Genomic DNA, 24,127 nt, shown 5'->3' with positions numbered 1-24,127 from the left:
GGCCCGGCACGCACTCCCGAACGAAGGAGCCCGCCATGATGGAGCACGACATCGACGCCCTCCAGGTCCTGCCCGAGGACGTCCGCACCGAGAGCCTCGGCGGCGAGGAGCACGCCGCCGCGCTGATCACCTCCTGCCGCATCCACATGAGCGGCTGCTGACCGACCGGTGGAGGGGACGGGCCCCCCGTCCCGCCCCTCCACCGCGCACCGCGCACCGCGCCCGCGTACCGAAACCGGCTGGTTCCGCGTCGAGCGGCGGCTCGAGCGGCACCCCTTGAACGGTCGAACAGGGGTGGGGTTAGCATATGAGCGCCGCCTAGCTCGAAAGATAAACTCGTGACTGTCAATGACGACTCGTTCACCAATTGGAAGAACCGCGAGGAGATCGCGGAGTCGATGATCCCGATCATCGGGAAGCTGCACCGGGAGCGGGACGTCACCGTCCTCCTCCACAGCCGCTCCCTGGTGAACAAGTCGGTGGTCAGCATCCTCAAGACCCACCGATTCGCCCGGCAGATCGCCGGTGAGGAACTCTCGGTCACCGACACCCTTCCGTTCCTGCAGGCTCTCACCACCCTCGATCTCGGCCCCTCGCAGATCGACCTCGGCATGCTCGCCGCGATGTACCAGGCCGACGACCGCGGTCTGACCGTGGCGGAGTTCACCGCCCAGGCCGTCATCGGCGCCACCGGTGCCAACAAGATCGAGCGCCGCGAGGGCCGCGACGTCGTCCTCTACGGGTTCGGCCGCATCGGCCGGCTCGTCGCGCGCCTGCTCATCGAGAAGGCCGGCTCCGGCAACGGTCTGCGGCTGCGCGCCATCGTCGTCCGCGGTGGCGGCGAGCAGGATCTCGTCAAGCGCGCCTCGCTGCTGCGGCGCGACTCCATCCACGGCCAGTTCCAGGGCACGATCACGGTGGACGAGGCGACCAGCACCATCGTCGCCAACGGCAACGCGATCAAGGTGATCTACGCCAACGACCCGTCCGAGGTCGACTACACGGCGTACGGCATCAAGGACGCCATCCTCATCGACAACACCGGCAAGTGGCGCGACCGCGAAGGCCTTTCGCAGCACCTGCGCCCCGGTATCGACAAGGTCGTCCTGACCGCCCCCGGCAAGGGCGATGTGCCCAACATCGTGCACGGCGTCAATCACGACACCATCAAGCCGGACGAGCAGATCCTGTCCTGCGCGTCCTGCACCACCAACGCGATCGTTCCGCCGCTGAAGGCCATGGCGGACGAGTACGGTGTGCTCCGCGGCCACGTGGAGACCGTCCACTCGTTCACCAACGACCAGAACCTGCTGGACAACTACCACAAGGCCGACCGCCGCGGGCGCTCCGCGCCGCTGAACATGGTCATCACCGAGACCGGCGCCGCCTCCGCCGTCGCGAAGGCGCTGCCCGACCTCAAGGCGCCCATCACCGGCAGCTCGATCCGCGTTCCCGTCCCGGACGTCTCGATCGCGATCCTCAGCCTGCGGCTCGGCCGCGAGACCACCCGCGAGGAAGTCCTCGACTACCTCCGCGACGTCTCGCTGCACTCGCCGCTCAAGCGCCAGATCGACTTCACCACCGCTCCCGACGCCGTCTCCATGGACTTCGTCGGCTCGCGCCACGCCTCGATCGTCGACGCGGGCGCCACCAAGGTGGACGGTGACAACGCGATCCTCTACCTCTGGTACGACAACGAGTTCGGCTACTCGTGCCAGGTCATCCGGGTCGTCCAGCACGTCTCGGGCGTCGAGTACCCGACGTACCCGGTGCCGACGAGCTGAGCCCCCCGCTCCACGACAAGAGGCGCCTGCCGGCTTTCGCCCGGCAGGCGCCTCTTGTCACACCTCAGGCCGTCACACGAGGTCGAACCGGTCCAGGTTCATGACCTTGACCCACGCCGCGGCGAAGTCCTTGGCGAACTTCTCCTTGGCGTCGTCGCTCGCGTACACCTCCGCCAGGGCGCGCAGCTCCGAGTTCGACCCGAAGACCAGGTCGGCGCGGGTGCCGGTCCACCTGACCTCACCGGTGGCGGCGTCGCGGCCCTCGAAGGCGTGCGCGTCGTCGGAGGTCGCCTTCCACGTCGTGCCCATGTCGAGCAGGTTGACGAAGAAGTCGTTGGTGAGGACTCCCGGCGTCCGGGTGAAGACGCCCGCCGACGACTGCCGGTGGTTCGCGCCCAGCACCCGCAGACCGCCCACCAGCACGGTCATCTCCGGAGCGCTGAGCGTGAGCAGGTTCGCCCGGTCGAGCAGCAGGTACTCGGCGGGGAGCCGGTTGCCCTTGCCGAGGTAGTTGCGGAAGCCGTCCGCGGTCGGCTCCAGCGCGGCGAACGACTCCACGTCGGTCTGCTCCTGCGAGGCGTCCGCGCGGCCCGGCGTGAAGGGGACCTCGACGGTGAAGCCCGCGTCCTGTGCGGCCTTCTCCACCGCGGCGGAGCCGGCGAGCACGATCAGGTCGGCCAGCGAGACCTGCTTGGCACCGGCGTTGAACTCCCGCTGGATCCCCTCCAGCGTGCTCAGCACCACCGACAGCTGGTCCGGGTCGTTGACCTCCCAGCCGCGCTGCGGCTCCAGACGGATGCGGGCACCGTTGGCGCCGCCGCGCTTGTCGCTGCCCCGGAAGGACGAGGCGGACGCCCAGGCGGTGGAGACCAGCTGCGAGACGGTGAGACCGGAGGCGAGGACGCGCTCCTTGAGGGAGGCGATGTCCGCCGCGCCGATGAGCTCGTGCTCCACCTCGGGCAGCGGGTCCTGCCACAGCAGCGTCTCGGAGGGGACCTCCGGGCCGAGGTAGCGCGAGACCGGACCCATGTCGCGGTGGGTCAGCTTGAACCAGGCGCGGGCGAACGCGTCCGCGAACTCGTCCGGGTTGTCCTTGAAGCGCCGCGCGATCGGCTCGTAGACCGGGTCGAGGCGGAGTGCCAGGTCGGTCGTCAGCATCGTCGGTGCGTGGCTCTTCGACGGGTCGTGGGCGTCGGGCACGGTCCCGGTCCCGGCGCCGCCCTTCGGCCGCCACTGGTGGGCGCCCGCGGGGCTCTTGAACAGCTCCCACTCGTAGCCGAAGAGGATCTCGAAGAAGCTGTTGTCCCAGGTGGTCGGGGTGTTCGTCCAGATGCCCTCAAGGCCGCTGGTGATCGTGTCCCCGCCCTTGCCGGTGCCGTGGGAGTTGCGCCAGCCCAGACCCTGCTCCTCCAGCCCGGCGGCCTCGGGGTCCGGGCCGACCGCCTCCGAGGGGCCCGCGCCGTGGGTCTTGCCGAAGGTGTGGCCGCCCGCGATCAGCGCGACGGTCTCCTCGTCGTTCATCGCCATCCGGCGGAACGTCTCACGGATGTCGCGCGCCGAGGCGATCGGGTCCGGCGTGCCGTTGGGGCCCTCCGGGTTGACGTAGATCAGCCCCATCTGCACCGCGCCGAGCGGGCTCTCCAGCTCCCGGTCGCCGGTGTAGCGCTCGTCGCCGAGCCAGATGGTCTCGGGGCCCCAGTACACGTCCTCGTCGGGCTCCCAGACGTCCGCCCGGCCGCCGCCGAAGCCGAAGGTCTTGAAGCCCATGGACTCCAGGGCGACATTGCCGGTGAGGACCAGCAGGTCGGCCCAGGACAGGCTCTTGCCGTACTTCTTCTTGACCGGCCACAGCAGTCGGCGGGCCTTGTCCAGGCTCACGTTGTCCGGCCAGCTGTTGAGGGGGGCGAAGCGCTGCTGACCGGCCCCGGCGCCGCCGCGGCCGTCACTGATGCGGTACGTGCCGGCGCTGTGCCAGGCCATCCGGACCATGAGCGGCCCGTAGTGGCCGAAGTCGGCCGGCCACCAGTCCTGCGAGGTGGTCAGCACCTCGGCGATGTCCCGCTTCACGGCCGGCAGGTCGAGGCTCTTGAACGCCTCGGCGTAGTCGAACTCCTCGCCCAGCGGGTTGGCCACGGCGGGGTTCTTGGCGAGGATCTTGAGATTGAGCCGCTCCGGCCACCACTGGTGGTTGCCCCCGCCCTGCGTCGGATGCGGGGCGCGACCGTGTGCGACCGGGCAGCCGCCGCTTCCGTCCTCCGTTTTCGGGTCCGTGACGATCGCGTCGTGGTTCTCAGACATCGGAATCCTTCCGGGCTGGGTGGATCACACTGCTCAGGGGAGTACGGATGGTGGAACAGTTCGATGCGGCGGACGGATCCCGTCGCGTCAGTGGACGGTGGAAGGTCGCTCGGGAAGGGGCCCGGGAAGGCGGACGGACCGGCTGGGTCTGCTGCCGTACCGCCATACCGGAGGTGTCCGTTCCCTTGGCCGTCGTTGGTATCGATCCTACGATGGACGGTGTCCAGGTCAAGAAGCTCACCGGTTTCATCCTCGGTCGGAAGCTGTACGACGACCGCCGATCGCGGGTACACCACTACTGGCCCCTACTCGACTTTCCACCGAGCCGGAACGGATGGACCCTATGAGCGACTTGCTGGAGCGGCTCCGCGGGCGTGGCTGGCGGGTGACCTCGCAGCGGCGTGTGGTGGCGGAGGTGCTGGACGGCGACCACGTCCACCTCACCGCCGACGAGGTGCACGCGCGCGCGGCGCGGCGACTGCCGGAGATCTCCCGGGCGACCGTCTACAACACCCTGGGCGAGATGGTCTCCCTCGGCGAGGTCCTGGAGGTCACCACCGACGGCCGCGCCAAGCGGTACGACCCCAACGCGCACCGGCCCCACCAGCACCTGGTCTGCTCCGGCTGCGGCACCATCCGCGATGTCGACACCACCGGTGACCTGCTGTCCCATCTGCCGTCCGAGAACCGCTTCGGCTTCACGGTCGCCACGGCCGAGGTCACCTACCGGGGGCTGTGCCCGTCGTGCGCGTGACGCCGGGCGCGTGGCCGCGGCCGACGGACACGCGCCGGCTCCCGCCCTCAGGGCCGGAGCCGGGCGGCCGGGACGGAGGTGGTGCGAACGAATGGGCGAAACCCCGGGCGGGTACTACTTCCCTCGGCGGGCCGACGGAGGATACTGGTCACGCCCCGATCACCTACAGAACGACTCCATGGCCAAGAACCCCGTTTCCCCGCCCACCGTCCCCGACACCGCGTGGCTGGGGCGCGCGCGCCACCTCGGGCCCGAGCCCGAGCAGGACGTCCGGCGCAACCTGATCGCCCTCAGGGCGGCCGGGGTGCTCGACGACTTCCTGGACCTCGACCCCGTCGAGGCGGCCCGCTCCACCGTCCTGCACCCGCGCGACGAGTCCGCCGACCCCGGCCCCACGGCCCGGCGTGTCTTCGAGGCCCGCTGGCGCGTCGCCGACGACGTCACCGTGCGGGCCCAGCTGACCACGTACGACCCCGAGAACCGCCGCAAGGAGGGTGAGGGGGTCACCTGGGTCCTCGCCGCCGAGGCGGAGCGGCCGTGGCAGACCGACTGGCCGTCGCCGGCCACCATGTTCTGGCCCGACAGCGACCGCATCCCCTGGGACCACGACACCGTCCCCGATGTGCGGATGCGCACCACGAACCATCTGCCCAAGGACGACGACGAGCTGCGCCACCGGCTGCGCGACTGCGCCCGGCAAAGCTGGTTCGTCCACGTCGTGGTGCACGAGGCGATGACACCGGACGCGGCGGGGCAGCGGCCGGTAGCGGCGTTCCTGCCGCCGAGCCTGCGGCACCGGGTGATCGAGCACCGCGGCACCCCGGAGCAGGCGCAGATCGCCGACTTCGCGATGAAGAAGGAGCTCGGCGTACGGCTGCCGCGCGGCGGAGCCGTCGTGCTGCCCACACAGCCGCAGGCGGCGGGCTACGACGCGGACCGCTTCACCGTGCGCACCGTGATCCTGGACGGCTCCGAGCCGACCGAACTCCTCGACCGGATCAGGGAGTTCGCCGCCCTCGCCCGCCCGATGCCGGCCGACGCCGAGCGGGCCCTTCTGCGGCTGCGCCAGGGCTGGCACCTGCTCACCCCGGACGAGGAACTCGTCCACGCCCAGGCGATGGTCACCAAGTACGCCGAGGCGCTCGAGGCCATGACCAAGTCGCGTGACCTGTACCGGGAGGCCGCCGAGGCGGCGCAGGCCGCGCTCGCCGAGGCGCCCGGCGTCGACGTCGTGCCCGGTCTGCCCGTACCGAGGCAGACCAAGGCGGACGCCTCGCCGCTGAGCGCCCTCACCAAGGCGTTCGGCCGCTTCCGGGACCCGGGCAAGTGACCCGCCGCCCCGGGACCGCCGGAGAAGGCCGTCCCGGGGCACCGGCCCCTCGTCGGCACTCACCGGCGGTCACGGGCGCTCACCCGGCCGCGATCGACGACCGGCGGACCACGATCAGAAATTGATCATGTGGCCGGCCAGCCCGTGCACGGCCTCCTTGACCGCCTCGCCCAGCGTCGGGTGGGCGTGCACATTGCGGGCGACCTCGTGGACGGTCAGGTCCCACTGCTGCGCCAGGGTCAGCTCCGGCAGGAGCTCGGTGACGTCCGGCCCGATCAGATGGGCACCGATGATCTCGCCGTGCGTGTTGTCGCTGATCAGCTTCACGAACCCGACGGGGTCGCCCAGCCCGTGCGCTTTCCCGTTCGCGGTGAACGGGAACTTGGCGACCTTGACATCGAAGCCCTTCTCCCGCGCCTGCGCTTCCGTCCAGCCGAAGCTGGCGATCTGCGGCCGGCTGTAGGTGGCGCGCGGGATCATCGGGTAGTCCAGCTCCATCGTCTCCGCGTCCGCGATGGTCTCCGCGGCGACGACACCCATGGACTCCGCGGTGTGCGCCAGCATCAGCTTCGCCGTGACGTCGCCGATGGCGTAGATGTGCGGTACGGACGTACGGCAGCGGCCGTCCACGTCGATGGCGCCGCGCTCGGTGACCCGGACGCCCGTGGCCTCCAGCCCGTACCCGGTGACGTTCGGCGCGAAGCCGATCGCCTGGAGCACCTTGTCGGCCTCCAGGACCTTGGCCGCGCCGTCCTTGCCGGTGACCGTCACCCGCACCTGCGCGCCGGACTCGTCGATGGACTCGACCCGGGTCGAGGTCAGCACGTCGATGCCCAGCTTGCGGTACTGCTTGGCCAGCTCCGCCGAGACGTCGGCGTCCTCCAGCGGCGCGATCCGGTCCAGGAACTCGACCATGGTGACCTTGACGCCGTAGTTGTGCAGGACGTACGCGAACTCGATCCCGATGGCCCCCGCGCCCGCGATCACGACCGACCGCGGCAGGTCCTCGGCGAGGATCTGCTCCTCGTACGTCACCACGCGCTCGCTGCGGCGGGTGCCGGGCAGCAGCCGCGGGGTGGCGCCGGTCGCGATGACACAGTTGTCGAACGAGACGGTCCGCCTGGTGCCGTCCGCCTGGGCGACCTCAAGGGTGTTCGCGTCGAGGAACGTACCCCGGCCGTCGAACTCGGTGATCCCGTTCTTCTTCATCAGATAGTGGACACCCTTGACCCGGCCGTCCGCCACCCGCCGGCTGCGCCGGTAGGCCTCGCCGTAGTCGAGCGAGACCTCACCGTTCACCGTGATGCCGTAGGCCTTGGCCTCGTGGGTGAAGATGCGCGCGAGCTCGGCGTTGTGCAGCAGCGCCTTGGTGGGAATGCAGCCGACGTTCAGACAGACACCGCCCCAGTACCTCTCCTCCACGACGGCGACCCGCTTGCCGAGCTGGGCGGCACGGATGGCCGCCACGTAACCACCGGGCCCCGCCCCGAGGACGACGACGTCGAAGTGCTCCTGCATGGGGGTTACTTCCTTCCGATCACCTGTGTTCGATCAGAGGTCAGCACACCACAGGGGCGCACGCGCCGAAGCCCCGGGGCACCCTCCCGCGCGCGGCCCCCACACCGGACGTCAGCCCTCCTCCGCACGTGAGAGCGCCTCGGTGATCAGGCGGGTGGCGAAGTCGGGGTCCTCGGTGATGCGGTTGATGTGATCGGCGAGGAGGAAGGCGGTGACCTCCAGGGCGTTCATCTCGGCGTCGGTCCATTCGCCGTACTGCTCGCGCCACAGGCTGGGGCTGAGCCCGGTGGCGGCGGCGATGACGAGACCGGCCAGGGTCGGGATGGCCTCCGGGCGGACACTCTTGGGCATCCTGCCCATCGAGGCCACCAGTCTGGGCACCACGTACTCGATGACGTCCTTGCCCTTGTCCTCGTGTGCCTTCCGCAACCAGGTCATGAACATGTAGACGAGCGTGCAGACGCCGTCCAGCAGTTCCCCGGCCGACTCCGGCCCCAAGGAGTCGATGAACCGCTCCGCGAGCGCCTGCTCCTCGGGGTCCGGCGCACCAGCGCCGCGCTGGACGCTCCGGAGCCGGGAGTCGACCACCATCAACGCGGCCCCCACATCGCCGGCGGGAGCGTACTGGGGACCGTAGTGCGATGACACAGAACCCCTCCTCGACGCACTGCTCACGGTGAGCGGCAGGGCGTGTACGTAGAGTAGATGGTGGAGGGGGCGGGGGTGCGGTGAACGGGGAAGGGGGTCGGGGGGCCGGGGGGCGGGGGACTGGTTGTGCTCCGAGCCTGCGGGCGCCTGACCGGCGGATTGGGGCCAGAGGCCCTTCCTCGTGGGCCTAGAAGAACCCCAGCTTCTTCGCCGAATAGCTCACCAGCAAGTTCTTCGTCTGCTGATAGTGATCCAGCATCATCCTGTGGTTCTCCCGCCCGATCCCCGACTGCTTGTACCCGCCGAAGGCGGCGTGCGCCGGGTATGCGTGGTAACAGTTGGTCCAGACGCGGCCCGCCTGGATCGCGCGGCCCGCGCGGTACGCCTGGCTGCCGTCGCGGGTCCAGACGCCGGCGCCCAGGCCGTACAGGGTGTCGTTCGCCGTGCGGATCGCGTCGTCGAAGTCCGTGAAGGACGTCACCGCGACGACCGGGCCGAAGATCTCCTCCTGGAAGATCCGCATCCTGTTGTCGCCCTCGAAGATCGTGGGCTGGACGTAGTAGCCACCCGCCAGCTCGCCGTCGTACTCGATGCGCTGACCACCCGTCAGGACTTTGGCACCCTCCTGCTGACCTATGTCGAGGTACGACAGGATCTTCTGGAGCTGGTCGTTGGAGGCCTGGGCGCCGATCATCGTGTCGGTGTCCAGGGGGTGGCCCGCCACGATGGCCTCCGTGCGGGCGATGCCGGCGTCCAGGAACTCGCCGTAGTGGCCGCGCTGGATCAGCGCCCGGGACGGGCACGTGCAGACCTCGCCCTGGTTGAGGGCGAACATCGTGAAGCCCTCCAGCGCCTTGTCGCGGAAGTCGTCGTCCGCCGACCAGACGTCGTCGAAGAAGATGTTCGGGGACTTGCCGCCGAGTTCCAGTGTCACCGGGCGGATGTTCTCCGACGCGTACTGCATGATCAGGCGGCCCGTGGTCGTCTCGCCGGTGAAGGCGATCTTCGCCACCCGAGGGCTCGACGCCAGCGGCTTGCCCGCCTCCACGCCGAAGCCGTTGACGATGTTGACCACGCCCGGGGGGATGAGGTCGGCGACCAGCGCCAGCCACACGTGCACCGACGCCGGGGTCTGCTCCGCGGGCTTGAGGACCACCGCGTTGCCCGCCGCCAGCGCGGGCGCCAGTTTCCAGGTGGCCATCAGGATGGGGAAGTTCCACGGGATGATCTGGCCGACGACGCCGAGCGGCTCGTGGAAGTGGTACGCGACCGTGTCCTCGTCGATCTGGCTCAGTGACCCTTCCTGCGCCCGCAGCGCGCCCGCGAAGTAGCGGAAGTGGTCGATCGCCAGCGGGATGTCCGCCGCCAGCGTCTCGCGGACCGGCTTGCCGTTCTCCCAGCTCTCCGCGACCGCCAGTTCCACCAGATGCGCCTCCATCCGGTCCGCGATCTTGTTGAGGATGTCGGCGCGTTCGGCCGGGGCCGTCCGGCCCCACGCGGGGGCCGCCGCGTGCGCCGCGTCGAGCGCGCGCTCCACGTCCGCCGCCGTCCCCCGGGCCACCTCGGTGAAGGGGCGGCCGTTCACGGGGCTCGGGTTCTCGAAGTACTGGCCGCCCGCCGGCGGCACATACGCGCCGCCGATGAAGTGGTCGTAGCGCGACTCGTACGAGACGACCGCGCCCTCGGTGCCGGGCGCTGCGTAACGGGTCATGTCCGTGGCCTCCCTCCGGCGCCGCCCGCCCTTGGACGGCACTCGCAGCGCAGGCTAGGGACGGCGACGTTGCGCCTTGGTTGCGATGCCCCAAGGGAGGGGGAGAGAGGGGGAGGGGCTGGTGGTCCCTGATCCGCTCGCCGTCACGGGGTGCCTTCGAAATCCACCCCGGCCGCCATTTCCGCCTCCAATTCCGCCAACCTCGCGCGCGCCGGACCCCGCCGGCCCTCGGGCAGCGCCCGCACCAGCGCCCGCCACGCCCCCGCGTCCTCCTCCCCCCACGGGCTGCGCGCCCAGTCCGCCAGCAGTCCGGGATCGCCCCGCTCGATCACGGCCGCGCGCAACTGGGCGGCGAGCCGGGACCGTATCCGTACCACCGCGGGCGCCTGCGAGGAGGGCAGCAGGGGGCCCGCGTAGGCGCCCGTCGCCGCCGCCACCGCCCCCGAGGCCAGCCGCCGGGCGACTAGGTCGAAGTCGGTGTCGATGGGGAGGGTGAGGCGGTACGGGCGGGAGGCGAGGAGGTCGGGGCCCAGGAGATGACGCAGCCGGGACAGTTCGGCGCGGACCGTCACCGGCGTCACGGACTCGTCCTCGTACAGACCGACCAGCAGTTGATCGCCCGTCAGGCCCTCGGGATGGCGGGCGAGCAGGACCAGGAGCTCGCTGTGGCGACGGCTCAGGCGCACCTTGCGTCCCAGGGCGACCAGCAGCGCCTCGTCCCGGCCGAGGGCGCTCAGCTCCACCGTGTCGCCGGTCGGCGGTGGGGTGAGCAGGGCGAGCTCCGCCTCCGCCGCACGCGCCACCGCCTGGACGAACGCGAGGCTGTGCGGGTGCGCGAGGCCGTCGCCCCCGGTGATGTCCACGGCGCCGAGCAGCCGTCCCGTACCGGGGTCGTGGAGCGGGGCCGCCGCGCACGTCCAGGGGTGCACCGGGCGCCGGAAGTGCTCGGCGGAGAAGACCTGTACGGGCCGGTCCTCGGTCAACGCCGTGCCCGGCGCGTTGGTTCCCACCGCCGACTCCGCCCACCGGGCGCCCGGCACGAAGTTCATCGCACCCGCCTTGCGCCGGGTTCCGGCGTCGCCCTCGACCCACAGCAGCCGCCCCCGCGCGTCGCAGACGGCGACGAGGTGCTCGCCGTCCTTCGCGTACGCGCCGGTCAGCTCGCGGATCACCGGCATCGCGCGGGCGAGAGGGTGCCCGTCGCGGTACGCCGCCAGCTCGTCCTCGTCCAGCTCCAGCCCGGCCGTGCCGTCCGGATTCACCCGGGCGCGGGCCGAGCGCCGCCAGGACGCCGCCACCAGCGGGCGTACGGGCCGGACCACCCGTCCGGCCGAGGTGAACGCCTCATGGGCGCGGCGCAGCTCCCCGGTCCGCTCGGCGGGGTCCGCGCCGGCCTCCAGAGCGACCCAGGACGCGTACCGCGACTCGTACCGCGTAGGGGTCAACCGGGCCTCCGGGCGGGCGGTGTGGGTGGTGTGGACGGGCGGGACCTGTCCATCGTGGGGTCGCCCCGCGCACCCGGCAAGCCATCTCGCACCGACGGGGCCGCGCGTGGCGTGTCGGTCGCCTTCCGGTCAGGAGAAGTTGACGAGGCGGATGTACCGCACCCAGTCCCAGTTCGTCCCCGGATCGGTGTGGTCGCTGCCGGGCACCTGATAGTGGCCGATGATGTGCTCGCGGTCCTTGGGGATGCCGTAGCGGTCGCAGATCGAGGCGGTCAGGCGTGCCGACTCCTCGTAGAGCGCGTCCGTGAAGTAGGAGGGCTGGTCCACCCAGCCCTCGTGCTCGATACCGATGCTGCGGGTGTTGTAGGACCAGTTGCCCGCGTGCCAGGCGATGTCCCGCTCGCGCACCATCTGCGCGACATAGCCGTCGGCGGAGCGCACCACATAGTGGGCGGAGACCTTCTTCGCCGGGTTCTGGAAGATCTGGAGGGTGGTCGCGAACGACTCCTGGGTGACGTGGATGACCACCCGGTCGATGGCGTACGAGACGGGGCGCTGGGAGACGGTCGAGTTGGAGGTCGAGGCGGCGACCCAGTGCGCGAGCGGGTAATCGGTATCGGCCACGGCCTCGGCTCGCGTCGCGGGGAAGAGCGCGCTCGCGGCCACGCTGGCGGCGGCGCCCTGGAGGAGTCTTCGGCGGTCCACGGGTAACGGAGCTCCTGTACGTCGTGTCTGCGTCGTATGTGTGTCGATACGTCACGTTCAACCGGCAAGAACCTCGCCGAGGTTACGGTACGGCGAGGTGCGGGGGCGTGGAAGACAGGCGGCAGCGCGTGGCGCCGTCTGTGCGCGGGGCCTGTGCGCCACCACCACCCGGGCGGCTTCCGCGCGCGCGGCGACTGACCGACTTTGGCGTAATTTCCGGGCAGGGGTCGCGAGATGAACCGTTTCCGTCCGACTCTGGAGGCTATGGCCACGCCCCCCGTTCCTCCGCGCCCGACCGGGCCTCCCTCCCCGCCGGGCGGGGGCTTCGGTCCCCCCGCCTGGCAGCCCCCGGCCCCGCCGCCGACGCCTCCCGTCCCGCCGGCCGGGGGCGGTCGCCGGGGTATTTTCATACTGCTCGCCGTGGTGGTGGCCGCGGCGGCGCTCGTCGCCATCGTGCTCGTGGTGAACGGCAGCGGCGACGGGGCCGACGACAAACCGTCCAAGAGCCCGACGAGCACGACGACCCCGACCCCGACTCCGTCGCTGAGCCTGCCGAGCGGGTTGCCCTCGGAGCTCCCCACGGACCTTCCGTCGACTCTTCCGACAGCTCTTCCGACCACCCTTCCGTCAGGACTTCCCACGGAGCTGCCGAGCGGTCTCCCCAATGACCTGCCCAGCGGGCTGCCGGAGGTGCCGGACCTTCCGGACCTGCCTGACCTGCCCAGTGACATCCCCGGCCGTGTTTTGCCGTCGGCAGCGGGCGGACCCGGCGACGACATCCCGTCCTACGAGTTCAGGGCAGGCGGGCTGGCGCCGCCGAGCTCGCGGGTGCCGCCGAGGGCGTAGGCGACCGGGCTCGGGCGGGGCGGCTCTGCTCGGCACGCAGCCCTACCGGCCCTGAGTACCGCGAACCTCAGCGCAGGACCGTTCGCGTGATCGTCGCTCGGCCGCCGACCCGGATGCGCTGCTCCACTCCGTCGTGGCGAACGGTTGCCGTGATGGTCGACGGGCGGCCGAGGTGGTCGCCCATGTCGACGACGAGGCGGTCCGTACCGGAGCCGGCCGCATGCGCGGCCAGGCAGGCCGTGCTGTTGGCGTTGGCGATGTCCTCGGGGACCCCGATCGAGGGCGCGAACATCCGGGCTGCCGCGCGGCCGTGCCGGTCCGGGAGCGAGTAGGCGTAGCAGCCCAGCAGACCGTGGCGGTCGCAGGCTGCGCGCAGCAGGGCGAAGTCCGGCATGAGTTCGGCCAGCACGGCGCGGGACCGGACGGGCAGCAGAAGCCTCGGCCGCCCGTTCGACGCCACGCGGGCGTCCCCGGCGACTGCGTCCTCGCGCAGTCCGAGGCCGTGTGCGACCGCCTCCAGTTCGGGCCCTTGGGTATCGCTCAGGCTGACCGGGCCTGGATCGAAGGATGCTGTCAGGCCGTCACCGTTTCGGGTGGCCCGGCCGTCGAAGCTGCGGTGGGTCGTCCGCAGGACGGCACGGTAGTCGTCGCCGCCTGCACGTTCGGCGAGCAGCGCGAGAGCGGCGACCGTGCCGTGGCCGCAGGCGGGCAGTTCGCCCGCGGCGGTGAAGAACCGGAGCGTGTACGACGGATGAGCGCGCTCGGCTCCGGTCGCGCGGAGGAAGACGGCGTGCGAAGTACCCAACTCCGTAGGGATGCGGCATCGTTCCTCGTCGGTCAGCGGCGCGTCGTCCAGAACGGCGGTCGGGCTGCCACCCCCGCCCTGTCGTTGACACGCGTCGACGATCGCTACCTCGGGCATGGCAGGGGGCCGGTGGTCAGCAGCATCGTCAGGTCGAGTGCGGGCGCGCTGTGTGTCAACGCTCCGACCGAGATGAGGTCGACGCCCGTTTCGGCGATGGCGCGGACACTGTCCAGGCGGACGGTGCCCGAGGCCTCCAGCAGGATGCGGGGAGCGTCGACCCGCTCGGCCCGGATCTTCACCACCTGCTCCAGGTCGGCCAACGGCATGTTGTCGAGCATGATCCAGCGAGCCCCGGCATCGAGCGCCTCAGCAGCTTCTGCCACGGTCCGCACCTCGACATCGATCTCCACCGTCTGCCCGGTACGCGCCATTCCGCGTCGGACCGCCTCGATCGCTGCGGTCACCCCGCCCGCCGCGGCGATGTGGTTCTCCTTGAGCAGGACCATCGCCGCGAGGTCGAGCCGGTGGTTGCGGCCACCGCCGACCGTCACCGCGTACTTGTCGAGGGCACGCAGGCCCGGTGCCGTCTTGCGGGTGTCCAGAATGCGGGCTTTGGTCGCGGCCACGGCCTGGACGTAGCGGTCGGTCAGTGTCGCGATGCCGCACAGGCGTTGAAGGAAGTTCAGCGCCGTGCGCTCACCGGTGATCAGGCTGCGCGCCGGACCGGACAGGCGCAACAGGACGTCGCCGTCGGTCAGCCGGGCGCCTTCGGCGACGCTCGCCTCGATCTCGATCTCGACCTCGGGATCGATCTGTGCGAAGACCTCGGCGACCACCGGGAGGCCGGCGGCGATGCCGCTCTGCCGGGTGCGGACTTCGGCCGTGGCCGCCAGGTCTTCGGGGACACTCCACGCGGTGGTGATGTCGTTCCCCGAGGCGTCCTCGGTCAGGGCGGCGGCGACGACGGCCCGTCCCGCAGCCGAGGGAAACTCTGTCGTGGCCATCTGCTCTCCATCTCCGAGTGGGTGACGGTGATCGTGGGATTCCGCAGCGCACGGTGCGGGGCGACGCGCGTGGATGGCTGCCACGACGGCCCATATTGTTTCGTTTTCCGAAGCGAGCACCGATGGTAGCGTTTCTGAATCCGAAGCATCAACCTTGGAGGCTGGACTCCACGTCATGTCAACGCCAAAACCCGGCAAGCCAGTTCGCGGTTCGACCACCGGTCGCCCCCTCATGGCCGCACTCGACCTGTTCGGACGGCGGTGGAGCCTGCGCATCCTGTGGGAGCTGCGTGAGGGCCCCCTTGGATTCCGCCCCCTGCAGAAGCAGTGCGACGACATGTCCTCCAGCGTGATGCGGCAGCGCCTGACCGAACTGCTGGACGCCCACGTGGTTCACCAACTACCCGACAGCCGGTACGAGCTCACTCCACTGGGGCGGGACGCCTCCCTCGCGCTCGGCCCCCTCGCCCAGTGGTCGGAGCACTGGGCGGCGACGCTCGACCCGCAACGGGCGCACCACGACAGCGAGCCGCCCGCCGACGGCACCTCGCATCCCGGCGCCGTGGTTGACGGTACGCCCGAGAAGGGTTCGGCCGACTGACGCCCGCGCCCCCTGGGTCGACTGCGCGCTCGCGTCGCCCGGCCGAGGGGTTGCGGCTTCCATGCCTACTCCTTGCGCTTCGGGTTTCGAAGCACCATAGTGATTCGAAAATCGAAGCAGGAGGTGCCCATGCCGCGCATCGAACCGCTCACCCCGCCCTATCCCGCGCCCATCGACCAGGCACTGCGCCGATGGATGCCTCCCGGCGTGGCACACGAGCCGCTCACACTGTTCCGGGTACTGCACCGCAACCCGGAACTGGCCTCACGCATGTTCACCCTGGGGGCCGGCCTGCTGGGCCACGGTCTTCTTCCCGCCATCGACCGCGAGATCGTCATCGCCCGGGTAACCGCACGCACCGGCTGCGCCTACGAATGGGGGGCACACGCCGCGACCCTCGCCCAGCAGGCCGGACTGAGCCGGGAACAGCTCCGGGCCACCACCGACATCGATGGCGCGGCCAACACCACGTGGCTGCCTCGTCACGCTGCACTGCTCAACGCCGTCGACGAACTGCACGACACAGCACGACTCTCACAACCCGCCTGGGATGCCCTGGGCGTCCACTACGAAGACGCCCAACTGCTGGAGTTCCTCGTGCTGGCCGGCTGGTACCGAACCATCAGCTACCTGGCCAACGGGCTCCTCCTGGAGGAAGAGCCCTGGGGCGCCCCCTTCCCGGGCCGATCAATCTGAGTGTCGACTCAAAACCTGGCACGCTCGTCCGAACACAGGAGGTTTCCATGGCCAAGGGCTACTGGGTCAGCGTCTACCGCACCATTTCCGACCCCGAGAAGCTGGCCGCCTACAACAAGCTGGCCGGTCCTGCCGTCCAGGCCGGGGGCGGGCGGAGGCTCGCCATCGGCGGGCGGGTCGTCGCCCACGACGCCGGAATCGCCGAGCGCACCATACTGATCGAGTTCGACACCTTCGAACAGGCGGTCGCGGCGCGCGAGAGCGCGGCATACCAGGAGGCGCTGGACGTCCTTTCCGACGCCGTCGAGCGCGACTTCCGCATCGTCGAAGGCATCGACTGACCGGCGCACCGACGTTCAGGCCGGCCTGGAGGCGAACCCCTCGAAGGGGTGGAACAGGTCGCAGAGTCCGTCGGTCTCAGCCTGCATGGACCGGTGGCCGGTTCGCTCGTCGGACGACGCACGGAAGGCAGGACCTCAGGCCGAGCAGGGAGGCCAGGGCCGCACCAAGTGCGCACGCCGACGGCGCGTCGGGGCACTTGTGCGCCCGCGGCGACCAGGCGGGCGCCGCGCCGTCATGCGGGCTGGGTGGAGATGGTGCACAGGCGCTTGGTGGCCCGGGTCAGAGCCACGTACAGGTCCCTCTCCCCGCCGGGGCGGGCCGCGATGATCTCCTCGGGGTTCAGGACGACGACCCCGTCGAACTCGAGGCCACGTGCTTCGGACGCGGGCACGATGCGTGCGTGGTCGGCGATGCCGTGAGCCGTCAACTGGCTCACCCGGGTGTCCGCACAGATCACTCCCAGGAGTTCGTCCGGCTGCGCGGTGCTCTGGGCGCGCAGCTCCTCCACGACGGCGGTGACCAACCCGTCCCCATGTGCGGTCACGGTGCGCGGGCTCTCCCCGCTGCGCAGTGACCGTGCGGGCCGCTGGTCCGGAGCGATCCGCGCGAGCAGGTCCCGGACGTTCTCCAGGATCTCCTGCGTGGTGCGGTAACTGACCGTCAGGTCGTGCAGTCTGAACCGCGTCCCGACATGCGGGCTCAGGGCTTCCTTCCAGTCGCGTGCCGTGGTGGCCGGACCCGACTGGGCGAAGTCACCCACCAGCGTCATCGCCCTCGCCGGGCAGCGGCGGACGATCATCCGCCACTGCATGGCGGTCAGTTCCTGCGCCTCGTCTACGACGACGTGCCCGTACGTCCGCTCGGGCGGGCCGTCGACCAGGCTCGCCGCCTCGTCCAGCAACGGCACGTCCGCATCGGTCCACGGGGCGTCCGGGGCACGCAGGAGAAGGGACCGCTCCCGCGGCGTCAGGGTCGGCAGGCGCTCGGCCAGGGCGTCGGCATCCGTCAGCAGTGCCTTCACGAGGTCGCCGGGTACCAGCCTCGGCCACAGCGCCTCGACCGCCCGGTCGACACCGGCGTCGTCGAGGAGATCCGCCCCGATGGCGTCCAGGTCCAGCTCGTGGACCGGGCCCGGGTCGGCGGCGCCCTCGGCCCGGCGCTCGGCGACCCCCGTGAACCGGTCGAGGTTCAGGCCCGTCATCTGCTCGGCCTCGGCGTCGATCTGCTCCAGGAGGTCGCCCATGTCCCGTTGCATCGCGTCGGTCACGGCGTCGACCAGGAGTTCCTTGAACGCCTGGCGCGCGGGGTTGTGGCCGGATGTCGCCGCCAGGGCGGCGGCGCGTGCAGTGGCGACCTCCTTCTCGGACAGGTGGACCAGTTCCTGCCCGACCCGGACGGTGAAGTCACCGGCGGGGGCCTGGTGGTCTCGCAGCAGGCCGGCCAGGGCGTCGGCGAGTTCCGGGCCGCCCTTGAGGCGCGCCGTGTCGAACGGGTCCACCGCGCCCGGGGACACTCCGGCCAGTTCCCGACAGGTCGCCAGATCGACGTCGTTCTCCCCGAGCGAGGGAAGGACCTGGGAGATGTAGTCGAGGAAACGGGCGTTCGGGCCCACCACGAGGACGCCTTCCTCCGCGGCGCGCGGGAACGCGTACAGGACGTAGGCCGCACGGTGCAGGGCGACCACCGTCTTGCCGGTGCCGGGCCCGCCCTGCACCACGGTCACCCCGCGGTGGGCGGAGCGGACGATCTCGTCCTGCTCGGCCTGCAACGTCGCGACGGCCGCGTGCATCCTGCCCGTACGGCGTGCCGACAGGGCCTCGGTCAACGGGCCGTCCCCCACCACGTCTTCGTCGGTCGGAGCGGTCCCGTCGAGCAGTTCGTCGCTCACCGAGACGACTGTGCGCTCCTCCAGGCGCAGGTGCCGGCGCCGCCGCAGACCCATCGGGTGGACCGGTGTCGCCTCGTAGAAGGGCCGCGCCGCGTTCGCGCGCCAGTCCACGAGCAGCGGCAGGTCGTCCTCCTCCGTGTGCAGTCCGATCCGCCCGATGCGCAGGGCCGTGCCGTCCGTCCAGTCGATGCGCCCGAAGACCAGCCCCTTCTCGGCGCCTTCCAGTCGGCCTATCTCCTTGGTCAGACGGTCGGCGGCGATCTCTCTCTCGTACGCCTCGCCGGCGCCGTCCGCCGGGGCCTTCAGCACGCTCGCCCGGTTCGCTCGCGCCTCGGAAAGCCGCTCGGTGAGCAGCTCATACAATGAGGAAACGTAACCTTGCTCCGATTCAACCGCACGCGCGGCAGAATCATTTATGTGGGACAACAAGGGACTCCTTCGATTCGAGCCGCACCATACGGCCAAAGTTCCCTAAAGGTAAGTCTTGACTTACTTGTTGCGCCTATGTCCTTACGGCTGACCGCACTTCGTGCCATGCGTTCCGCCGTTTCCCTTGAATGCCGGTGATGCTTTCCCGTGCACGGGAAATGCAGTGAATCCACGGGAAAGGTTCGTGGTCGCGTCACAGGCCGGGACCGGGCCGGCCTGCATTCCGAATGCGGAAACCGGCGGCCCGTCGTGATCCGGTTGCGGCGGCAGGGGTACGCGGCAGCCCGTCCGTGAGGGGTCGGCGGGCGGGAAGGTGACGTGACGGCGGGCGAGTTCGACGATCTCGGAGGGCGTGGGCCCGGGAAGCCTGTGCTCGGCGATGACGCAGTCCTCAAACTTGACTAATGCGGGTCTCGAAGCGCCGAGGGTACACCGGAGGGGGTGAGGGTAGGCGGACGTGCACCGTGATCCAGGTCACTTTTGTGCGCGGCGCGGGGCAGTGTTGCCCGCCGGGGTGGCGTCAGCCCCACCCCGGCCCCGGGACAGACCCCCGCTCGGTCCGGGTGGTGGCGCCATGGCGGCAGGGGCCCTCGAATTCCTACGTTCTATGAGGTCAGCGCAGGTGACTGCGGTGGGCCAGCGACCGGAGAACGACCATGCCCCAGGCCATTGCGAACGCCACGAGCACCCCCGCGCTCGCGCCACCGCGCCCCACCGGAACCTCCGGAGGGACCACTGACGGGGGCGCCGGCGGAGCCCCCGCCGCAGGAAGGGGAAGCGACTTCGCGCCGCTCCTCAAGGCCGTAAGGGGGCAGGGGCTGCTGGAGCGGCGCACCGGCTGGTACGCGAGGGGCATAGCCCTCAACCTCACCGCCCTCGCCGCCACCGTGACCGCGATCGTCCTCACCGGCGACACATGGTGGACCCTTCTGTATGCCGTGCCGCTCGCGGTCCTCTGGGCCCGGACCGCCTTCTTCGGCCACGACGCCGGCCACGCCCAGATAACCCGTGGCCGCCGCGCGGGCCGGGTCCTCGGCCTGCTCCACAGCAACCTGCTGCTCGGGATGAGCTACGCCTGGTGGAACGACAAGCACAACCGCCACCACGCCAACCCCAACCACGTCGACAAGGACCCGGACGTCGGCGTCGGCGCGCTCGTGTGGACCGAGAAGCAGGCCGAGCGCCGTGAGGGCCTCGCGCGCTGGCTCACCCGCAACCAGGCCCTGCTGTTCTTCCCGATGCTGCTGCTCGAAGGCATCGCCCTGAAGGTGTACGGATTCCAGGACCTGCGCAGGCAACCCCGGCGGGAACGGGTGGTCGAGGGCGCGCTCCTCCTGGTGCACCTGGGCTGCTACGCGGGCCTCCTACTGAGCGTGCTCTCACCGGGCAGGGCGCTGGTCTTCGCACTGCTGCACCACGCCCTCTTCGGGCTCCATCTGGGAATGACCTTCGCCCCCAACCACAAGGGCATGGAGATGCCCGACGCCGACGACGACGGCTGGGGCCATCTGCGCCGCCAGGTACTGACCTCGCGGAACGTACACGGCGGACCGCTCACCGACTGGTTCCTCGGTGGACTTAACTACCAGATCGAGCACCACCTCTTCCCGAATCTTCCCCGCCCCCACCTGCGGCTCGTACAGCCGCTGGTCCGTGCCCACTGCCGGAGCCTCGGCATCCCGTACGCCGAGACCTCGCTGATCGACTCCTACCGGCAGGCTCTGCGGCACATGCACGCGGTCGGAGCGCCGCTGCGGCGAGGCGCAGCGGCGTAGATGCCGCGTACCTGCCGCATAGTGGTGGCAGGCTGCCGACAGTCGGGGGCAGAAGCTGTGCCCCGGTCGGGAACCGGATGACGCGATCGCGCGTTCCCTGGACAGAGAGTGGCGGCAGCAGCCGCCGCGAAGGAGGCGACGGACATGTCGAAGCGCGTGATGATCGCCGTCGGTGGAGTGGCGGTGGGGCTCGTCCTGATCCCGCTGATCGGATTCCTGCCGGCACTGCTGGTGCTGATAGGGCTGCCCGTCGTGGGATATCTGCTGCTGGACCGCAGCCAGCGGCGCAGGCTGCGGCACATCACCCGCAAGGAGCTGCGCTGACCGGGGGGCGAGCGGTCGTAGGGCCGAGCCGGTCGTAGCGCCGGGCCGGACTGTGGCGCCGCCTGCCGTCCTGACTGGGCTTCGGTCGTCCTGACTGCGCTTCGGTCCTGACCGGGCTTCGGCCCTGGCTGGGGCTTCACTCGTCGAGGCCGCCCCCGGACCCCGGTTCACCCGCGTAGTAGTCCCGCATCAGCTCCCTGGACCACTCCGGCTGGACGATTTCGCCCCGAGGGCCGAACTCCGTCAGGTACGGCTTGATGTCCAGCACCGGAGTGCCGTCCACCGCGTCCAAGCCGGTGACGTGCACATCCAGGCCGTCCACCTTGATGACACGGCAACGCGAGACGCCGAGCCGGTTCGGGCGGTTCTTGCCCCGCTGGGCGAAGATCCCGACCAGCGGCCAGTCCGGGTTGCCGCGTGGGCGGCGCGCACCCGTCTCGACCTTCTCGGGCGCCGCCCGGTCGAAGTGGAACACGACCTCCAGATGGGAGAAGTCCGTCAGGCCGAAGAGCGCCTCGGGGCCGAACCGCTCGGCGTCGAGCCGGATCACCGCCGACTCCCCGCCCCAGTGATCATCGGTGATCTCGGCCCGCCCGCCGACCACCCGCCCCACGGCCCGGCACACCACTTCGACGCCTTGCTCATCGGTTCCCGCGTCCGCCATCTCTGTTCCTCCCGTATCCGATCCCACCCGTAAGCGGCTGGCTCGGCCGACCGAAGTGCGGCCCGCCTCGGAGCCCCGCCGAAGTCAGCCTGTCTGTGAGCACTCGCGCGCGCAACGGGCAAGGGCGGCCACTCAACGGGAATGGCAAGCAGCCGCAGTAGCAACAGGGGTTGCATTGGTCTCAGTGATCTCAGTGGTCTCAGCGTCAGTGTCAGTGTCAGAGTTGGCCGATCCACACGGTCGGGGTTGAGGCTGGATGCGCTCGGCTTAGCTCAGGCAGGCCGTACGGCCATCGCGTCCAAGGCCTGCAGCAGCCCCGGCAACTTGGGCCCACGCCCCACCGGCACCACCTCGCCCGGTTCGTCGTCCAACAGCACGAACGCGATGTCGTCGGTCCGGGCGACGATCGACCAGCCGGGACCGTCGGCCCGCAGCATACGCGCGCCACCCGGCGCGAAACTCGACCGGACACGCCCGAGCGGGGGTGGGGAGTCGAGGTACTGCCGTACCTCGGCGAGCACTTGCTCCACCCGCACACTGAGACCTCCGGACGGGAGAGCGGAGGCGGGGGCGTCGGGCGAGTCCGTCGTGGTCGGCACCTCCGGGGCACCTACGGCCGCCGATTCGTCGACCGTCGCCCCAGTAGCAGCCGTCGTCGCGGACGCCGCAGGCGAGGAATCCGCCGTATCGTCCGATTCGGTGGACGCTTCCGTGGCCACGGAGACCACGCCGTCCCCGCCGCTTCCGCCCTCGTCCTCGTCCTCGCCCCGATCTTCGCCGTCGTCGGTGATCTGTCCCCGCCACATCGCCCACTGAAGGGCGACCTGGTCGGCGCCGAGGCGTCGCTGAGCCGAGCCCCACACGCTGGTGTCGGGCGGCGAGAGCGGTGGACGCACGGAGCCGTCCTCGTCCGGTTCCGGCTCCGGATCGTGCGGCGGCGCCACTCCGGGCGCGGAGACGGCCAGCTCCAGCGGCCAACCGGGCAGCGCGGCGACCACCGTGCGCTCGTCCGGCGACAGGTCGTACTCCATCCCGCAGTCCCACGACGCGATCGCCACCGCGACCAGCGAGACGTCATCGACGATCACGGTCCAGCGGGCGCCGCTGCCGTCCTGGCCGAGGACCAGCCCATAACCACCCGGGTACGGCTCAAGACCGAGAGCCGCACACGCCTCCGGGAAGTCGTCACCGAGCACGCTGGGGAACTGCGCGGGCGTGAGCAACACCGCCGTGAGCACATACAGCGCGTCGTCATCGACCGCGTCGGCTGCGGCTGTGGCCGCCGCGGCCTCGTCCGTCCCGGTCACGGAACCCTCCCCTTCGGATCGCTCGTCGGCGCACCATAACCAGTGGGTAACCCGATCGTCGAGGGTTTGCGGCAGCGGAAGATCCCGAAAGACGGAGGGGTGGGGAGGCCGTGTGGAAGCAGCCCGGATCGCGCGCGCCTGATCCGGCCGCCGGGGTCGGCCGGTGCGGGGTCAGGCGACCGGTAGCCCCATCAGTGAACGCGCGACGGTCTGGGGCGACTCGTCCCGCTCGCGCGCCAGCGCGATGAGCGCCCGGCACGCCAGCTCCCGTACTCCGAAGGACATCGCCTCGGGCGACACCCACCCGCCCGCTTCCTCCAGCGCCTCTTGATCGTCTTCAGCGCAAGCGGCGACGTACGTGGCTGCAGCCTCGAAGAGGTTGCGCTGCCGCGCGGGCTCGCGCTGTTCCGGCTTCCGAAATCTGCCGAACATACGAAGCATCCGGACCCGCCTTCCCCACGGATGTGCTCACCGGGTAGAAAACAACGTGCCTTTCTCAAGCTAGAGTTGAGGGGCTGGTGACAGATAGAGGTCGGAACGGGTCGATTGGCGTGAACAGTCGATCTGAAACGTCAACTCACACTGCCGAAGCGTGCCGTGCGTGCCGTGAACGGCTCGCGAGCGGTACGAGCCGTGCGACCCCGACGCGCTGTTCGCGACGCGGTCACAGTGCCCCGGGCGGACGCCCCTATGCGCCGTTCACGTCGGTCCCGCCACCCGGCGCGGGTGCCCCCAGCGACCGGAGCGTGGCCCGCAGCCACTTCAATTCCGCCGCACTCGTGGCCCGGGCCACGGTAAGAATCCCCTGCCGGAACGGGTCGTCCAACTCCTCCGCCCTGAGCGGACGTTCGCCGTCGTAGAAGAAACTGGCGGGTTCCTCAAGGAAGCGCAACCGCCGCCGCAGTACTTCGGCCTGCCGATCGGGCTCGGGCAGGTGCCGCAGGAACGCCAGCAAGGTGAACCACCGGTTCTCGTCCGTGATCTCCACCTGCTCGGGCTCCGCGAGCCGCCGCACCAGCTCCGCCCTGCCCTCGGCGGTGAGTGTGAGCATATGGCGGGGGGCCGCCACCGCCCCGGGCTGCGTCTCCCGCGCGAGCAGTCCCGCCTTCTCCAGCCGCTTGATCGCCGGGTAGAGCGTGCTCTCGGCGACCGGCCGTACGTGTCCGGTCAGCGCGGTGATCCGTTTGCGCAGCTCATAGCCGTGCAGCGGCGCTTCATACAGAAATCCCAGGATCGCGAGCTCAAGCATGCCC

At 70.5% G+C, this 24,127-nt stretch carries 23 protein-coding genes; 10 read left to right on the top strand and 13 right to left on the bottom strand.

Translation table 11 applies throughout. From position 1 onward, the window contains the following. Positions 1–35 precede the first annotated feature (35 nt). Positions 36–161 carry an ALQxL family class IV lanthipeptide gene (locus ACZ5ID_RS18725; protein WP_358831239.1) on the top strand — a complete coding sequence of 42 codons (126 nt, stop codon included), beginning with the start codon at positions 36–38 and terminating at the stop codon, positions 159–161. A 177-nt stretch (positions 162–338) separates the two neighbouring features. Beyond that, the gene (locus ACZ5ID_RS18720; protein ID WP_406555069.1) at positions 339–1,784 is read left to right on the top strand and encodes a glyceraldehyde-3-phosphate dehydrogenase; all 1,446 of its coding nucleotides are present in this window, start codon (positions 339–341) and stop codon (positions 1,782–1,784) included. Positions 1,785–1,856: 72 nt separating this feature from the next. Here ACZ5ID_RS18720 and katG read toward each other — a convergent pair whose 3' ends face one another. Then, complete coding sequence (gene katG, locus ACZ5ID_RS18715; RefSeq protein ID WP_468898948.1) at positions 1,857–4,082, bottom strand: catalase/peroxidase HPI; 2,226 nt, start codon at positions 4,080–4,082, stop codon at positions 1,857–1,859. Positions 4,083–4,425: 343 nt separating this feature from the next. On the opposite strand from katG, the gene ACZ5ID_RS18710 reads away from it, so the two are divergent. Further along, a complete protein-coding gene (locus ACZ5ID_RS18710; RefSeq protein ID WP_468898945.1) occupies positions 4,426–4,836 on the top strand; it encodes a Fur family transcriptional regulator in 411 nt (136 codons plus the stop codon). 178 nt (positions 4,837–5,014) lie between these two features. Continuing rightward, positions 5,015–6,166, top strand: a complete 1,152-nt coding sequence (locus tag ACZ5ID_RS18705; protein ID WP_468898942.1) for a hypothetical protein — start codon at positions 5,015–5,017, stop codon at positions 6,164–6,166. A 114-nt stretch (positions 6,167–6,280) separates the two neighbouring features. Here the strand turns inward: ACZ5ID_RS18705 and lpdA are convergent, their stop codons facing one another. The 5 genes from lpdA to ACZ5ID_RS18680 all read right to left on the bottom strand — a co-directional run bounded on the left by lpdA (position 6,281) and on the right by ACZ5ID_RS18680 (position 12,193). After that, a complete protein-coding gene (gene lpdA, locus ACZ5ID_RS18700) occupies positions 6,281–7,684 on the bottom strand; it encodes a dihydrolipoyl dehydrogenase (protein ID WP_468898940.1) in 1,404 nt (467 codons plus the stop codon). A gap of 111 nt (positions 7,685–7,795) precedes the next feature. Continuing rightward, a complete protein-coding gene (locus ACZ5ID_RS18695) occupies positions 7,796–8,332 on the bottom strand; it encodes a hypothetical protein (RefSeq protein WP_468898937.1) in 537 nt (178 codons plus the stop codon). 187 nt (positions 8,333–8,519) lie between these two features. Further along, positions 8,520–10,043 (bottom strand): acetaldehyde dehydrogenase ExaC, encoded by a 1,524-nt coding sequence (gene exaC, locus ACZ5ID_RS18690; protein WP_468898934.1) that lies wholly within the window; start codon positions 10,041–10,043, stop codon positions 8,520–8,522. Positions 10,044–10,186: 143 nt separating this feature from the next. Beyond that, on the bottom strand, positions 10,187–11,488 hold the full coding sequence (locus ACZ5ID_RS18685) for a helix-turn-helix domain-containing protein (protein WP_468898931.1): 1,302 nt from the start codon (positions 11,486–11,488) through the stop codon (positions 10,187–10,189). A gap of 129 nt (positions 11,489–11,617) precedes the next feature. After that, positions 11,618–12,193 (bottom strand): N-acetylmuramoyl-L-alanine amidase, encoded by a 576-nt coding sequence (locus ACZ5ID_RS18680; protein ID WP_468898928.1) that lies wholly within the window; start codon positions 12,191–12,193, stop codon positions 11,618–11,620. Positions 12,194–12,613: 420 nt separating this feature from the next. On the opposite strand from ACZ5ID_RS18680, the gene ACZ5ID_RS18675 reads away from it, so the two are divergent. After that, positions 12,614–13,039: a hypothetical protein gene (locus ACZ5ID_RS18675; RefSeq protein ID WP_468898926.1), complete on the top strand. Its 426-nt coding sequence runs from the start codon at positions 12,614–12,616 to the stop codon at positions 13,037–13,039. A 67-nt stretch (positions 13,040–13,106) separates the two neighbouring features. On the opposite strand, the gene ACZ5ID_RS18670 is transcribed toward ACZ5ID_RS18675, so the two are convergent. Further along, positions 13,107–13,961 (bottom strand): PhzF family phenazine biosynthesis protein, encoded by an 855-nt coding sequence (locus tag ACZ5ID_RS18670; RefSeq protein ID WP_468898923.1) that lies wholly within the window; start codon positions 13,959–13,961, stop codon positions 13,107–13,109. Then, entirely contained in the window at positions 13,949–14,848 is a 900-nt protein-coding gene (gene nadC / locus ACZ5ID_RS18665; RefSeq protein WP_468898921.1) for a carboxylating nicotinate-nucleotide diphosphorylase, read from the bottom strand. Before nadC ends, ACZ5ID_RS18670 begins: the two co-directional genes overlap by 13 nt. A gap of 232 nt (positions 14,849–15,080) precedes the next feature. On the opposite strand from nadC, the gene ACZ5ID_RS18660 reads away from it, so the two are divergent. The 3 genes from ACZ5ID_RS18660 (at position 15,081) to ACZ5ID_RS18650 (ending at position 16,486) form a co-directional block, all read left to right on the top strand. Continuing rightward, positions 15,081–15,449: a winged helix-turn-helix transcriptional regulator gene (locus ACZ5ID_RS18660; RefSeq protein WP_468898918.1), complete on the top strand. Its 369-nt coding sequence runs from the start codon at positions 15,081–15,083 to the stop codon at positions 15,447–15,449. A 129-nt stretch (positions 15,450–15,578) separates the two neighbouring features. After that, positions 15,579–16,145, top strand: coding sequence for a carboxymuconolactone decarboxylase family protein (locus ACZ5ID_RS18655; protein WP_468898915.1), 567 nt, complete (start codon positions 15,579–15,581; stop codon positions 16,143–16,145). Positions 16,146–16,192: 47 nt separating this feature from the next. Continuing rightward, complete coding sequence (locus ACZ5ID_RS18650; RefSeq protein WP_468898913.1) at positions 16,193–16,486, top strand: DUF1330 domain-containing protein; 294 nt, start codon at positions 16,193–16,195, stop codon at positions 16,484–16,486. 233 nt (positions 16,487–16,719) lie between these two features. Here the strand turns inward: ACZ5ID_RS18650 and ACZ5ID_RS18645 are convergent, their stop codons facing one another. Beyond that, positions 16,720–18,801 carry a HelD family protein gene (locus ACZ5ID_RS18645; protein ID WP_468898910.1) on the bottom strand — a complete coding sequence of 694 codons (2,082 nt, stop codon included), beginning with the start codon at positions 18,799–18,801 and terminating at the stop codon, positions 16,720–16,722. A gap of 659 nt (positions 18,802–19,460) precedes the next feature. On the opposite strand from ACZ5ID_RS18645, the gene ACZ5ID_RS18640 reads away from it, so the two are divergent. Beyond that, positions 19,461–20,579 carry a fatty acid desaturase family protein gene (locus ACZ5ID_RS18640; RefSeq protein ID WP_468898908.1) on the top strand — a complete coding sequence of 373 codons (1,119 nt, stop codon included), beginning with the start codon at positions 19,461–19,463 and terminating at the stop codon, positions 20,577–20,579. Between the two features lie 144 nt (positions 20,580–20,723). After that, positions 20,724–20,903, top strand: coding sequence for a hypothetical protein (locus ACZ5ID_RS18635; RefSeq protein WP_468898906.1), 180 nt, complete (start codon positions 20,724–20,726; stop codon positions 20,901–20,903). Positions 20,904–21,039: 136 nt separating this feature from the next. Here ACZ5ID_RS18635 and ACZ5ID_RS18630 read toward each other — a convergent pair whose 3' ends face one another. From ACZ5ID_RS18630 to ACZ5ID_RS18615, 4 genes are all read right to left on the bottom strand, one after another. Further along, on the bottom strand, positions 21,040–21,567 hold the full coding sequence (locus ACZ5ID_RS18630; RefSeq protein ID WP_468898903.1) for an SAM-dependent methyltransferase: 528 nt from the start codon (positions 21,565–21,567) through the stop codon (positions 21,040–21,042). 272 nt (positions 21,568–21,839) lie between these two features. Further along, on the bottom strand, positions 21,840–22,874 hold the full coding sequence (locus ACZ5ID_RS18625) for a hypothetical protein (protein WP_468898900.1): 1,035 nt from the start codon (positions 22,872–22,874) through the stop codon (positions 21,840–21,842). 171 nt (positions 22,875–23,045) lie between these two features. Further along, positions 23,046–23,306 (bottom strand): hypothetical protein, encoded by a 261-nt coding sequence (locus ACZ5ID_RS18620; RefSeq protein ID WP_468898897.1) that lies wholly within the window; start codon positions 23,304–23,306, stop codon positions 23,046–23,048. A gap of 256 nt (positions 23,307–23,562) precedes the next feature. Next, the gene (locus ACZ5ID_RS18615; RefSeq protein WP_468898895.1) at positions 23,563–24,123 is read right to left on the bottom strand and encodes a PadR family transcriptional regulator; all 561 of its coding nucleotides are present in this window, start codon (positions 24,121–24,123) and stop codon (positions 23,563–23,565) included. Between the last annotated feature and the right edge of the window lie 4 nt (positions 24,124–24,127).

This window comes from Streptomyces sp. NPDC031670, assembly GCF_055580545.1.
Note: the sequence above shows the minus strand (reverse complement) of the source record. Positions and strands in the feature narration are given on the sequence as shown.

Coding starts and splice junctions, on each gene's coding strand:
- ACZ5ID_RS18725 (WP_358831239.1), top strand. CDS start 36: ATGATGGAGCACGACATCGACGCCCTCCAGGTCCTGCCCGAGGACGTC.
- katG (WP_468898948.1), bottom strand. CDS start 4,082: ATGTCTGAGAACCACGACGCGATCGTCACGGACCCGAAAACGGAGGAC.
- ACZ5ID_RS18710 (WP_468898945.1), top strand. CDS start 4,426: ATGAGCGACTTGCTGGAGCGGCTCCGCGGGCGTGGCTGGCGGGTGACC.
- ACZ5ID_RS18705 (WP_468898942.1), top strand. CDS start 5,015: ATGGCCAAGAACCCCGTTTCCCCGCCCACCGTCCCCGACACCGCGTGG.
- lpdA (WP_468898940.1), bottom strand. CDS start 7,684: ATGCAGGAGCACTTCGACGTCGTCGTCCTCGGGGCGGGGCCCGGTGGT.
- exaC (WP_468898934.1), bottom strand. CDS start 10,043: ATGACCCGTTACGCAGCGCCCGGCACCGAGGGCGCGGTCGTCTCGTAC.
- ACZ5ID_RS18670 (WP_468898923.1), bottom strand. CDS start 13,961: ATGCCCGAGGTAGCGATCGTCGACGCGTGTCAACGACAGGGCGGGGGT.
- nadC (WP_468898921.1), bottom strand. CDS start 14,848: ATGGCCACGACAGAGTTTCCCTCGGCTGCGGGACGGGCCGTCGTCGCC.
- ACZ5ID_RS18660 (WP_468898918.1), top strand. CDS start 15,081: ATGGCCGCACTCGACCTGTTCGGACGGCGGTGGAGCCTGCGCATCCTG.
- ACZ5ID_RS18655 (WP_468898915.1), top strand. CDS start 15,579: ATGCCGCGCATCGAACCGCTCACCCCGCCCTATCCCGCGCCCATCGAC.
- ACZ5ID_RS18650 (WP_468898913.1), top strand. CDS start 16,193: ATGGCCAAGGGCTACTGGGTCAGCGTCTACCGCACCATTTCCGACCCC.
- ACZ5ID_RS18640 (WP_468898908.1), top strand. CDS start 19,461: ATGCCCCAGGCCATTGCGAACGCCACGAGCACCCCCGCGCTCGCGCCA.
- ACZ5ID_RS18635 (WP_468898906.1), top strand. CDS start 20,724: ATGTCGAAGCGCGTGATGATCGCCGTCGGTGGAGTGGCGGTGGGGCTC.
- ACZ5ID_RS18630 (WP_468898903.1), bottom strand. CDS start 21,567: ATGGCGGACGCGGGAACCGATGAGCAAGGCGTCGAAGTGGTGTGCCGG.
- ACZ5ID_RS18620 (WP_468898897.1), bottom strand. CDS start 23,306: ATGTTCGGCAGATTTCGGAAGCCGGAACAGCGCGAGCCCGCGCGGCAG.
- ACZ5ID_RS18615 (WP_468898895.1), bottom strand. CDS start 24,123: ATGCTTGAGCTCGCGATCCTGGGATTTCTGTATGAAGCGCCGCTGCAC.